Annotated in this window: 8 protein-coding genes; 4 read left to right on the forward strand and 4 right to left on the reverse strand. The window is 50.4% G+C overall.

Features of this window, described 5'->3' with window-relative positions; genetic code table 11:
- Positions 1-57 precede the first annotated feature (57 nt).
- The 4 genes from glmM to HQ41_RS08175 form a co-directional block, all read right to left on the reverse strand.
- Positions 58-1,446: a phosphoglucosamine mutase gene (gene glmM / locus HQ41_RS08160; RefSeq protein ID WP_044190294.1), complete on the reverse strand. Its 1,389-nt coding sequence runs from the start codon at positions 1,444-1,446 to the stop codon at positions 58-60.
- Between the two features lie 36 nt (positions 1,447-1,482).
- The gene (locus HQ41_RS08165; RefSeq protein WP_044190298.1) at positions 1,483-2,115 is read right to left on the reverse strand and encodes a DUF4827 family protein; all 633 of its coding nucleotides are present in this window, start codon (positions 2,113-2,115) and stop codon (positions 1,483-1,485) included.
- A 26-nt stretch (positions 2,116-2,141) separates the two neighbouring features.
- Positions 2,142-3,203, reverse strand: a complete 1,062-nt coding sequence (locus HQ41_RS08170; protein ID WP_044190301.1) for a bifunctional oligoribonuclease/PAP phosphatase NrnA — start codon at positions 3,201-3,203, stop codon at positions 2,142-2,144.
- A gap of 244 nt (positions 3,204-3,447) precedes the next feature.
- Positions 3,448-5,805, reverse strand: coding sequence for a transglycosylase domain-containing protein (locus HQ41_RS08175; protein WP_044190302.1), 2,358 nt, complete (start codon positions 5,803-5,805; stop codon positions 3,448-3,450).
- 1,206 nt (positions 5,806-7,011) lie between these two features.
- Here HQ41_RS08175 and HQ41_RS08180 point away from each other — a divergent pair.
- The 4 genes from HQ41_RS08180 to HQ41_RS08195 all read left to right on the forward strand — a co-directional run.
- Positions 7,012-9,423, forward strand: a complete 2,412-nt coding sequence (locus tag HQ41_RS08180; protein ID WP_044190306.1) for an anaerobic ribonucleoside triphosphate reductase — start codon at positions 7,012-7,014, stop codon at positions 9,421-9,423.
- Positions 9,424-9,447: 24 nt separating this feature from the next.
- Positions 9,448-9,969, forward strand: a complete 522-nt coding sequence (gene nrdG / locus HQ41_RS08185) for an anaerobic ribonucleoside-triphosphate reductase activating protein (RefSeq protein ID WP_044190309.1) — start codon at positions 9,448-9,450, stop codon at positions 9,967-9,969.
- Between the two features lie 25 nt (positions 9,970-9,994).
- Positions 9,995-12,211 (forward strand): GH92 family glycosyl hydrolase, encoded by a 2,217-nt coding sequence (locus tag HQ41_RS08190; protein ID WP_044190312.1) that lies wholly within the window; start codon positions 9,995-9,997, stop codon positions 12,209-12,211.
- Between the two features lie 353 nt (positions 12,212-12,564).
- A partial coding sequence (locus HQ41_RS08195) for an IS5/IS1182 family transposase (protein WP_044190315.1) occupies positions 12,565-13,202 on the forward strand: 638 nt, incomplete at its 3' end.

The raw sequence follows: 13,202 nt of genomic DNA on the forward strand, positions 1-13,202 counted from the left end.
GGTGCGCCAAAACATTCGCTTCGACGCACGCCCTTCTTTGATGTATCTCACCGTATATTAAATGTACGAAGTCAGGATCTGCATGAAGCGATCCGCCAGCTCCGTAGCCTCCGTCTGTGTAGGCGCCTCTGTGTAGATGCGGATAATCGGCTCGGTATTGCTTCGGCGCACGTGTACCCACATCGTTTCGAAGTCAATCTTAACACCATCGATGAGATTCATCTCACCAGCCGTAGCCTGCTCTCGGGCTAGACGCTCGAGCAGAGCTGCCGAGTCGATATGAGCAGGTAGATCTACACGTTGTTTGCTCATAAAGTATGCAGGGTAGCTCTTGCGTAGCTCACTCACGGTCTTACCACTCTTGGCTAGTAGGCTCAAGAATAGAGCGATGCCCACTAGGGCATCACGACCATAGTGTAGCTCTGGATAAATGACACCGCCATTGCCCTCACCACCGATGAGCGCCTTAGTTTCCTTCATCTTCGTCACCACATTGACCTCACCTACCGCTGCAGCTGTGTACTGCCCGCCACGCTTTTGAGTCACATCACGCAGGGCTCGCGTAGAGCTTAGGTTAGAAACCGTATTGCCTCCGCCAGACAAGCCTAGCAGATAGTCGGCGATAGCTACTAGAGTGTATTCCTCGCCGAAGCACTCGCCTCGCTCATCGATGATCGCCAAACGGTCTACATCAGGGTCTACTACGAAGCCCACATGGGCACCCTGCTCACGTGTAGCAACAGAGATGGCTGTTAGGTGCTCGGGGAGAGGCTCGGGATTGTGGGCAAAGTCGCCCGTAGGGTCGTCGTAAAGGGGGTATATCTTAGCTACACCTAATGCCTCAAGTAGAGCAGGAAGGGCAATGCCCCCGACCGAATTGACACTATCGAAGGTGACAGTGAAACGTGCCCTACGAATAGCCTCTACATCAACACCCGTAGCCTTGAGTACGGCATCTATATGCTCCTTGAGATAGCTAGACTGCTCCACACTACCAAGCTCATCGACTTCGGCAAAGGTGAGCTCATCGCTCTCCGCCAGACGTAGAATCTCCTTCCCCTCGCTATCGCTGATAAATTCTCCTCGGTCGTTGAGGAGTTTGAGAGCATTCCACTGCTTAGGATTATGGCTAGCCGTGAGGATAATGCCACCGTCGGCTTGCTTGCCTACGACAGCCATCTCGGTCGTTGGGGTGGTAGCCAGATCAATATCTACTACATCGCACCCCATACCCATAAGTGTACCTATAACGATTTGCTTGACCATAGGGCCAGACATACGGGCATCACGCCCCACAACTATGCGAGGACGATCCTTGCCCGAGTACTTACGAATGAACTGTGCGTATGCAGCGGTAAACTGTGCCGTACTAATCGGGTTGAGCCCCTCACGTACGCCGGCTCCGATGGTGCCACGAATACCAGATATTGACTTGATGAGTGTCATATTAAGTCTATGAAATTGGGTATTTAATCTTGATTGTTAGCGAAATCTATATTGAGCCTCCTCCACGAATGTAGAGATCCCTGAGGCATAGAAAGTCGATGGCCCTAACTCAAAAGGGATAATCAGCGACACACGAGCCCCATTGCCCAAGAGTGACATCGGGTAAGCCAGTCCCTGACACATAAAGTGATCTAAGTTGGCCACTGGCGAAGTTTGTGGCAGAGGCGTGTAGTGCGTTTCGCCATACTGATAGGCGTATGTGTACAGAAACTCCACGGGTGGATAGGACGGATCACCGAGAATATCAAATTGGCTAATCTCACTTTTGGCTTGAGTGAAGGTATATCCCTTAAACTCGACAAAGACCTTGGTTTCATTGACTACAGCCTTGTAGCCCTCCTTGCCGACTAACCCACGATCCAGCACACGCATATACAAACCATTGGAGAACTTGTAGTAGACATTGGGGTCTATGGGGTCTGGTAGGATGTTATCCTGCGCCTCCACCACGCGGATAGACTTGCGGTTAATAAGGGTCTTGATAGCCGTAGCCTGCTCCTTCTTTAGCTCGGTGAGCGACTTGATCTTGTCTTCCTTACAGCTAGTGAAAAGGACTGCAGAGCTAGCGAGTAGCAGCAGACAATATTGCTTGATCTTACTGAAAGTCATATCCTGATGTATCGTTAATTACTTGCTTATGATTTCTTTCTCTCCTCGATGAGGCATTTGAGCTGGTAAAGATAGATATTTTTTGCCTCCTCTATGCTACCATAGTGTTCGGCGCCAGAGGCATTGAGGTGTCCGCCACCAGAGAATCCTCTCGAGGCAATCTCATTGACAGGGAAGTCGCCCGTGGAGCGAAACGAGAGCTTAATCTGCCCCCTATCCTCTCGTATGAAACAAGAGCAATCGATGCCCTCCACCGATAGAGGCAAATTGACGAGCCCCTCGGTGTCGCCCTTAGACACGCCTAGTCGTTGCATCTCCTCTTGGGTGAGGACGAAGCAAGCAGCTCGCAGCTCGGGGTACACCTCTAGCTTCTCGTGTAGCACGTAACCTTGGGCACGCAACTGCTCAATACGCCCATGGTAAGAGAGGCGATCGATGATGTAGCCGTAGTCAGCCCCCAAACTCAGCAGATCTGACACTCGGTGGTACAGGTCTGGAGCAAAGCAACCATACATAAAGCGTCCCGTGTCGGTCACAATGCCCGTAAGTAAGAGTGTAGCAGACGCAGGACTAATATACTCCTGCCAGCCCAACGCTTGGACGAGCCTAAGCACCAGCTCACAAGTAGAAGAAATACCCGGGTAACTGAAGCAAACCGCAAAACCTGCCTCTGGATAAAGATGGTGATCTATCAGAATACTCTGGGCACTGCTCTTGGTTACAGCCTCAACGAGTGGCTGATACCTTAGACGTGACCTCTGGTTGTGATCCATATGAATGAGCAAATCCGCCTCGGCAATGGCTGCTATGGCCTCATCGCTCGAGGTGGTATAGTGTAGCAACTTGTCTACCTCTGGCATCCAGCCGAGATATTGCTCCACGAGGTCGGGACTAATGACACAGATGTTTTTGTCGGGGTGTAGGCTTTGCAGCACACTCCTCAAGGCGAGGGTCGAGCCAAGAGCATCGCCATCTGGGGCTGTATGGGGCAAGATAACGATCCTACTACTGGTCACGACTAAATCTCGTAGACGCTCCAAGGACTGCTTGGGTAGGTTGATTTCTGTAACTGAGTTTATTTCGTTCATATTATAAAGGTCGCACATAGTCGAGCCATCTACAGACAGCTCTCTCGCCTAGTTGCTAAACGCCACAAAGATACTCAATATTGTAACGTATATTCGGCCTAGTGATACGCCTAGAGATGTACATGCCTGCCATGATTCCATCTTAGCACTTCGTATTTTATGCATTCTGATACAACTAAAAGGGGCTATGTCAAACCAAGTTTGGACACAGCCCCCTTATTATTATGGTATAAGTAACCCCGAACTACTGGGTACCGCCAAGGTCCGAGATAATTTCGTCCTCTGCTACAGACTCGAAGATCTCTACCGAGCCATCGGTCGTGTAGCTAGCATCCGAACAGGGTGCGAAGTTGTTGGGTAGATTGAACGTAGCATCGGTACGATAACCTAGCTTCTTATCGGCATACACCTTCTTGATGAAGAGTGCAAAGATGGGCATCGCAGCTCTAGCACCCTGACCGAAAGCCATCGAGCTGAAGCGTACTGACGGATCCTCTCCGCCTACCCAGCAGCCCGCTACGATGTCTGGGGTAAAGCCCATGAACCAAGCATCACTATTCTTATTGGTCGTCCCCGTCTTACCTCCTAGAGGCATAGTTAGGCCGAAACGACTACGCAGCCCAGAGCCAGTACCTCCTCGCACCACATTCTGGAGCATGTAGAGCATCTTGTCGGCAGCAGCCTGCGGCAGCACCTCACTCATCTCGGGGCTAAAGGTAGCTACGATATTACCAGACTGATCTTCGATATGCGTTACCAAGCGAGGCGCTACTCGTATCCCTCTGTTGATAAAAGTCGTGTAGCCCGACACCATCTCACCCACGGTAGCCTCAGGAGTGCCGAGCGACATGGCGGGCGTCGCCTCAATTGGCCCCGCCAGGCCATAACTCTTGAGTAGATTACGGAAGGCAAGAGGGGTTGTACGGCTCATCAGCTCTGCCGTCACCCAGTTGTCGGAGTACTGCAACCCCCACTGGATTGATACCATCTCGCCGATGCGTCGGTTGTTGGCATTGCGAGGGCGCCAAATCTGCCCACTCTCTAGTCGGATGTGAGGCTGTACATGTAGCACCTCGTCGCAGGGAGAATAGCCGTCCACCATAGAGAGCGAGTAGAGATAGGGCTTGATCGTAGAGCCTACCTGACGGCGCCCATTGGCAACCATATCGTACTGGAAGTGGCTGAAGTCGATGCCACCTACATAGGCGAGTACATCACCCGTATGTGGATTCATGGCCATAAAGCCCGTACGTAGTAGGCTCTTGACGTGCAGTATAGAGTCCATAGGAGTGAGGAGCGTATCCCTAACCCCCTGCCAAGACCACAGCTGCATCTTGGTTTTCTCCCTAAAGCTCTTCTTGATCTCGGCATCGCTCATTCCCTCTTCTTTGGAGGCTCGCCAACGCTCGCTCTGACGCATGGCCCTATTGAGAATCTCTTGCTTCTGCTCGGCCGTGATGTTGGAGGCGAAAGGTGCAGTCTTGCTATTGCGCTTCTCTCTGTCGAAGGCTGGCTGTAGCGTCCCCGCCATGTGCTCTCGCACAGCGGCTTCTGCATACTCCTGCATCTGAGCATTGACCGTAGTGTGAATTTTGAGCCCATCGGTATATATATTGTAGTACGAGCCGTCGCTCTTCTTGTTCTTGTAGCACCAGCCGTAGAGCGGATTAGTCTCCCATGCAAGGCTATCGGCCGAGTATTGTGCCATCTGCCATGACGCATAGTCGCTACGACTAGGTTCCTTGGCCATCATGATGCGCCTTAGGTGCTCTCGCATATAGGGAGCCACCCCCTCCTTGTGGGTCATACGGCGGAACTTGGTAACTACGGGCAATCCCGAGAGCGAGTCTGCCTCTACCTGTGTGAGCATACCTGCCTTGGCCATCTGCTCAAAAACTACGTTGCGCCGTAGCAGAGGTCTATCCGAATCCTTGTGTAGAATGGGGTTATAGAGCGATGGGTTCTTACACATACCCACCAGCATAGCAGCCTCCTCTAGGTTAAGCTCCGAGGGCTTCTTGGAGAAATAAGTCTGGGCAGCCGACCGTATCCCTACGGCATTGTACAGAAAGTCAAATTGATTGAGGTACATCGTCAGGATCTCTTCCTTGGTATAGAAGCGCTCTAGCTGTACGGCGATGACCCACTCAATAGGCTTCTGTAAGACACGCCCCATACGGCTCTTGGCTTGTTGAGTGTAGAGGAGCTTAGCCAGCTGCTGAGTAATGGTACTCCCCCCTCCTGCTCCTTTCTGGCGCAGAATCCCCGTCTTGACTATCGCACGCCCTAGACCTCTGAAGTCTATCCCAGCATGCTCATGGTAGCGCACATCTTCTGTGGCAATAAGGGCATTAATGAGGTTTGGCGAAATTTCCTCATAAGGGACGAAAATACGGTTATCACCGCTGTGGGCATACGAACCGATCACCTTGTCGTCGGACGAAATGACCTGCGAGGCATACTTGTCAATAGGGTTCTGTAGCTGCTCAATCGGTGGGAGGTAACCAATCCACCCCTTGGAGATTGCGTAGAAAGCCATGGCAACTCCTAGCCAACCTAGAACAAACACTGCCCATAGGACTATGATAATTTTACGTTTCATACGTCTAATTTCTTCTTTCAATCAAGTTGTAATCAATCAACTCTTCTTGGCTTACCAGCCATACACTTCAAAAAACAAAGTGTATTATTTGGTAGAATTTTCGCCACAAAGTTAAAATCATTCCTTTAATATTCTAGGATTGTGGCACATTCTACCACACCAATAGCCATGCAAACACCCCACCCCTCCCAGCCATAACCCGAGCAATAGCCTACCTGCTCGCACCCAAACTAGGGTATGCCTCCATAACACCATACAGACGGCTATTAGACCTATCAAATCGAAAGGACTATTACCAGCATTAACAACTACTTAACCTCGTTGATTTATCCACTCCCAGAAGCGACATGATATGCTCATTCTTCATTCTTTTTAGTTAAAAATCGTAAACAAATCTAGCCAAAATTGAGGCATATCAGGACTATATAGCTGATAGAGCATAGAGCACTGCAAAAAATTGAAGGATCAATCTGCTCCGATTGTAGGATTAATCGTTCGGGGTATGCCCAACAATCAGCCCAAATTGATGGGAAGAAATCTGCCAAACAGAGGCTCAGCCATGTAGCAAGGCTCCAAAAACAAATGTATTTGCCTAGATAACAAACGGTTAAAAACAGGCCCTACAAGCACGTTTTTCTTGCTCGCCTAGGGCTAAGTGCCCCAATGACCTCGGACGCCGTGTAGAGCCCCCTAGAGGCCAAATACGAGGTTTGTGTGTTTTGAACCGAAGCATCTGAAATTTCCCCACCAACTTTCTGAAATGTAAACGAAAATATAAATCTTGCCCCCTTATGGGACAGGGCCATATTGGAGACGATAGCCAGCAGGGCTAGGGGGGACTCCTTGGGGTGTAAGGACTAAAGGGTGTGTGTCTAAGCCTGATGAATACGCAACAGAGGGGAGAGATTGAAGCTAGAGGTAGCAGAGCAAAGTAACCTTTGTGTGCGCCTGTGCCCTGCTGCGTCGATTTCTCGGGACTAGCTCAAAGTCCAAAGACAGCAGGTGCCTTTGCCCTATAGGGAATGGCTTCGATGTGCATAACTTTTTACTCGACTAGGGGAGCTTATTCAGCTTATCTTGGCTATCTTTGTTAGCAAAGGATCGGCGAACTAAAAATGCCATATCGCATCGTTTTTTGAGCCTCCAGTATGGAGAAAAAGAGATCAATAACAAACGTCTAGTATTCACAAGTAATATTGTTAGCTTATGTCGGACAACTTACTACGAGTTACCAAGCGTGATGGTAGCTCAGAGGCTTTCAACGCGGATAAGATATACCGCGCCATTGTCAAGGCTTATCGTGCGGCATCAATCCCCGAGAACGAAGAAGGGTTGAGGCTCATCGTCGAGCATATCAAACAAATTGCAGAGGAGTCTGTTGATCAGGCTATCGCTGTAGAGGAGATTCAGGATATTGTCGAGCGAGAGCTTATGCGCCTCAATCCCGACATTGCCAAGCGATACATCATATATAGAGAGTGGCGTACCGTGGAGCGTGAGAAGCGCACGAAGCTCAAACACACCATGGACGGCATCGTTGCCATTGAGAAAAACGATGTCAATCTGGGCAATGCCAATATGAGCGCCTATACGCCTGCGGGACAGATGATGACTTTCGCCTCGGAGGTAACCAAGGACTACGCCACCAAGTATCTACTCTCTCCTCGTTACTCTAGGGCACACGCCTCGGGAGATATTCATATCCACGACCTAGACTACTACCCTACCAAGACCTCTACGTGCGTTCAATACGACCTAGAGGATCTATTCGAGCGAGGCTTCCGCACCAAGAACGGTAGTATTCGTACTCCACAGAGCATTCAGAGCTATGCCACACTAGCGACTATTGTCTTCCAGACTAACCAAAACGAGCAGCATGGAGGACAGTCGATACCAGCCTTCGACTTTTTCATGGCTCCCGGGGTGCGCAAAACCTTCCGCAAGCATCTACTAGAGCGCTTGCTCTTCATACTTGAGCTCAAGCAAAATGCCTCCGCCGAGCAACTCAAGATCTATCGAGGAAGCCTCAAGGCAAAGCTGATGATGCTTGTGCCTAACCTAACGAATAGTGACCACGAGGCCGAGCGTCTGAAAGAGGGACTAGAGAGCGAGGGATTTACTTTTGCCCTCAATGAGATACAGCACACCCTAAGCAGTGCTTATGAGCGCACTCGTAGAGATACTTATCAGGCGATGGAGGGCTTCATTCACAACCTCAACACGATGCACTCACGTGGGGGCAATCAAGTCGTGTTTAGCTCCATTAACTATGGTACAGATACCAGCCCAGAGGGGCGTATGGTCATTCAAGAGCTCCTCAAGGCTACCGTAGAGGGGCTAGGCAAGGGCGAGATCCCTATCTTCCCCATTCAGATCTTCAAGGTCAAGGAGGGAGTTAATTACTCAGAGGCAGACTACAGAGCTGCGATGGCGGACTTCGAGGCCGCAGAGGCTGGCAAAATTGCGTTCGAGAGCCCCAACTTCGACCTGCTGCTTGCTGCTTGTCGCACAACCTCTCATGCTCTATTCCCCAACTTTGTCTTCCTAGACACACCCTACAACCAGAATGATCTCTGGCGAGCAGACGACCCCAAGAGATATCTCTACGAGGTGGCTACAATGGGCTGCCGCACACGTGTCTTCGACAACATCAACGGCCTCAAGAGCTCTGTCGGTCGAGGCAACCTATCTTTCACCACGATGAATTTGCCCCGCCTAGCCATTGAGGCGATACAGAGCGCTCGGCAAGACTATCCCTCTGCCGACAAACATCAGCAACGAGAGCGGGCCATTCAGTACTTCTACACCTCCATTCGTGAGATGGCTAGACTGATCGCCGACCAACTCTACGAACGTTACGAGTATCAACGCACAGCACTAGCACGGCAGTTCCCCTTCATGATGGGCAATGATGTATGGAAGGGAGGTGCCAAACTTGCCCCCAGCGAGGAGGTCGGCGACGTATGGAACTCTGGCACTCTCGGCATCGGCTTCATCGGCGGGCATAACGCTATGGTGGCGCTCTACGGCGAGGGACACGGACACAACGACGAGGCTTGGCAGACCCTCTACAAGGCTATCGAGATACTTGGCGAGGTGGCCAACGAGTACAAACAGAAGTATCACCTCAACTACTCCGTCCTAGCTACACCAGCCGAGGGGTTATCTGGCCGATTTACCCGTATGGATCGTAAGCGCTATGGCTCTATACCGGGGGTAACGGATCTGGACTACTATGTAAACTCCTTCCACGTTGATGTGCGGGAGCAGATTGGCATGTTCGACAAAATCAAGCGCGAGGCTCCCTTCCACGCTATCACTGGGGGAGGGCATATCTCCTACATCGAACTAGATGGCGAGGCGAAAAAGAATGTATCTGTAATCCTGAAGCTCGTCAAGACAATGAAGGACGAGGCGATTGGCTACGGATCTATCAACCATCCCGTAGACACCTGCTCGGGCTGTGGCTATCGTGGCATTATCTATGACAAGTGCCCAGTGTGCAAGAGCGACCAAATCTCTCGCCTCAGACGCATCACGGGCTATCTGACGGGGAGCCTAGAAAGCTGGAATAGTGCCAAAAAAGCAGAAGAGCACGACCGAGTGAAGCATCGCTAGGCATCCAGCCTCTCGTTCATCTGTATGAACCTGCTGAATATCTATAAGGAAACAATTAGTGACGGGGCAGGCTTGCGCTACTCGATATATCTATCGGGCTGTACGCATGCCTGCCCGGGCTGTCATAACCCGAAGAGCTGGGACCCAGAGGCTGGCATTCCCCTATCAGATGAGATGCTTGGGGAGATTATTCGAGAGATTCGTAGCAATCCACTACTTGACGGCATCACGATATCGGGAGGAGATCCATTCTACAACCCCGACGAATTAACCATACTACTCAAAAGGCTCAAAGAAGAAACGGACATAAATATCTGGTGCTATACCGGCTACACACTCGAGTATCTACTCTCCCACGATCGGTACAGAGCTCCACTCAGATATATTGATGTACTCGTCGATGGGCCATTTGTACAGAGCCTCTTTGACCCCACCTTGAGCTTCAGAGGTAGTAGCAATCAGCGCATCATACAGATGAAGGACATTGACCTAGACACAAGGGTCGATCAGTCACTCAAACCTTCGCAGAGTACCTCAATAGATTGAAACAAACTGTTTGACAAAAGAATATATGCAAAAAAGACACCTCCTCGCAGGCCTCATCAGCCTCGCTCTGGTAGCGACGTCTTGTACAGAGAAAGCAAGCACAAGCCTCGAGCTTGCCTACGAAGTAGACCCTATGATCGGGACAGATTGGGTGGGCAATACCTACCCGGGAGCGGCAGTGCCTTTCGGGATGATACAGCTAAGCCCAGACAATGGCTTGCCCGGGTGGGATAGGATCTCAGGCTATTACTATCCAGATAGCACGATCGCAGGCTTTAGCCACACCCACCTGAGTGGCACGGGAGCTGGGGACATGTACGACATCTCGTTTATGCCAACCATAGCACCAGTGCTCACGGCAGAGCCACCGCTAGGAGTGCATGCTAAGTTTAGCCATGACCATGAGGAGGCTCATGCGGGGTACTACTCCGTACTCTTGGAGCCATACAACATACGTGCAGAGCTCACCAGCACACCTCGTGTAGGTGTACAGAGATATACCTTCAACCAAGCCTCCGACTCGGCATGCATCACACTAGACCTGCACAAGGCGATGAACTGGGATAGGTGCACCGACAGCCGAATAGATGTCCTCGCCTTGGACGAACTACAAGGATATAGGTACTCCGATGGATGGGCTAGAGATCAGAGGCTCTTCTTCTATACCAAACTCTCACGCCCTGCCGATAGCATTAGTCTAGAGCAAATCCGCATAAAGGACGAAGCGAAGGAGAAGTATGGTTACATTGCTAAGCTCCACTATCGGGTTCGGGCTGGCGAGAAGATTGTCATCACCACCGCCCTCTCTGGGGTAGATGGCGAGGGTGCTAAGCGTAATCACCACGCAGAAGCCAAGGACTTTGACTTCGATCGCTATCATCGGGAGGCTCGCTCCGTATGGAATACTCGACTAGGTCGAATCACAATCTCCGGCGCCACACCTCAGCAGAGGCGCACGCTCTACACCTCTATCTATCATGCCCATCTATGCCCTACGCTATACAGCGATGTAGATGGTAGATATCTGGGAGCAGATAGACAAATCCACGAGCTTCCCGAGGGGCATAGACACTACAGCACGTTCTCCCTTTGGGATACATACAGAGCGGCTCATCCTCTGTACAACATCATTGCTCCCGAGGATAATAGAGATATGGTACAATCAATGATTGACTTCGGACGTCAAAACCAAGGACACCTGCCGGTATGGAATATGTTCGCTAGCGAAACAGATATGATGATCGGCTACCACTCCGTACCAGTAATCGTGGAGGCTATCTTGAAAGGTGTCTACACGCCCACCGATGCCAAACTACTTACCAGTCTATTACGTTCCACAGCCGAGCGCTGGGACTACCGAGGTCTAGGCGACTATCAGGCTCTGGGCTATGTGCCAGCCGACAAGCATGAGGAGAGCCTAAGCAAAACTCTGGAATATACCTATGACGATGCTGCAATCGCCGCTTGGGGTAAGCACATTGGCGATAGCACACTCTACAACGATTACAAGCGAAGAGCAGGCTACTATGCCAACTTGTGGGATCAACGGACGGGGTTCTTCCGACCAAGGCTGAGCGATGGGACCTTCAAAGAGGGCTTCGATCCTTTTGAATACAGCAAAGATGTTACCGAGAGCAACGCCTACCAATATCTGATGAGTGTGCAGCACGATGTAGATGGTTTGATTGAGAGAATAGGTGGAGCAGAAGGTCTAGCCAAACGACTAGACGAGTTTTTCGGCTCCGATACTCCCAAGCATATCGAGCTGCCTATCTTCTCTACCGGTATGATTGGTCAGTATGCTCACGGCAATGAGCCCGGGCACCATGTGATCTTCCTATATAACAAGGTTAAGCAGCCATGGAGAACCGCCGAGCTAACCCGTCAGGTTTGCCAAAACCTCTACACAGACAAACCGAATGGTCTATGTGGCAATGAAGACTGTGGGCAGATGTCTGCTTGGTACGTCTTCGCCTCTATGGGCTTCTACCCCATAGATCCAGTACAAGGTCAGTACGAGCTGACTGCACCTCTGTGGTCAGAGAGCCGTATCAAGCTCCCCAATGGTAAGGTCTTTACGATCACAACTAAGGGGCTGTCGGAGCAGAAGCGATACATCAAATCTGTAAGCATCAACGGTCAGCCTCATAAGAAGAGCTACATCACTTACAAGCAGATTATGTCTGGGGCGTCTATCAATCTAGAGATGACCGAGGAGCGAGGCATCTGCTGGTACGATTAGGGCTAGCTCACAGCAAATCGGACCAAAGCGGTGTGTCGTAGTGCGTAAGCAACATAGTAGTTTGTGCATTATGACATACCGCATTTTAGGTTATCCATATTATGATTATGTGCAGCCCTTGTCTAGCGATATATACCGAGTAGTAGGTAGCTATCAATGAGACCGTTGCACGGCATTTTGCCTGTTTTCGGTTAGAAACGTTGTATATATCTCTGATTATTACTATCTTCAGTATGTAATTAACTGTATCGACANAATGAGACCGTTGCACGGCATTTTGCCTGTTTTCGGTTAGAAACGTTGTATATATCTCTGATTATTACTATCTTCAGTATGTAATTAACTGTATCGACATGGCAACCAAACCAACCGAACAAGCTCCGAGCTTCCTACAAGTATATACTCAGGTTCGTCGCAACCGGATGAAGCACTCCTTTCTCCGCCAAATCAATGCTTGCGTTGATTGGCGAGGTATCCGCACACTGCTGAACAAGAAGTACACCAAGACACAGAATGCCGTAGGCAACCCTGCCTACGATGCCTTGCTGATGTTCAAAATCCTTTTGCTTGAGACTTGGTATGGTTTGAGCGATTATGAGGTTGAGGAACGTATCAATGACTCTCTGCTTTTCAGCGAGTTCCTGGGCTTAGACCTTGGGTATCCCTCTCCCGATCATAGCACCATCAGTCGTTTCCGCTCGGAGCTAACGCGTCTAGGGATTATGGATAAACTCCTTAGAGAGTTGAACAAGCAGTTGATTGTAGACAGCCCTTATGCCCCTGATGGTAGCGTGGTCATAGAGGTGGCGGAAGACAGAGAAGATGTTCGTTCAGAGGAAGCTCTCTCACAGGAGGAGGCTTATCAGTATGAACTCAGAAGTGGTAAGCCCGGTGTTGATGCAGAGGCTCGTTGGGTACGCAAAGGCAAGCATTATCGGTATGGGTATAAGAAACACGTGCTTACCGATGATCAAGGCTTGGTAGAAGCCCT

This window comes from Porphyromonas sp. COT-290 OH860 (assembly GCF_000768935.1).
GTDB lineage: Bacteria > Bacteroidota > Bacteroidia > Bacteroidales > Porphyromonadaceae > Porphyromonas.

Coding starts and splice junctions, on each gene's coding strand:
- glmM (WP_044190294.1), bottom strand. CDS start 1,446: ATGACACTCATCAAGTCAATATCTGGTATTCGTGGCACCATCGGAGCC.
- HQ41_RS08165 (WP_044190298.1), bottom strand. CDS start 2,115: ATGACTTTCAGTAAGATCAAGCAATATTGTCTGCTGCTACTCGCTAGC.
- HQ41_RS08170 (WP_044190301.1), bottom strand. CDS start 3,203: ATGAACGAAATAAACTCAGTTACAGAAATCAACCTACCCAAGCAGTCC.
- HQ41_RS08175 (WP_044190302.1), bottom strand. CDS start 5,805: ATGAAACGTAAAATTATCATAGTCCTATGGGCAGTGTTTGTTCTAGGT.
- HQ41_RS08180 (WP_044190306.1), top strand. CDS start 7,012: ATGTCGGACAACTTACTACGAGTTACCAAGCGTGATGGTAGCTCAGAG.
- nrdG (WP_044190309.1), top strand. CDS start 9,448: ATGAACCTGCTGAATATCTATAAGGAAACAATTAGTGACGGGGCAGGC.
- HQ41_RS08190 (WP_044190312.1), top strand. CDS start 9,995: ATGCAAAAAAGACACCTCCTCGCAGGCCTCATCAGCCTCGCTCTGGTA.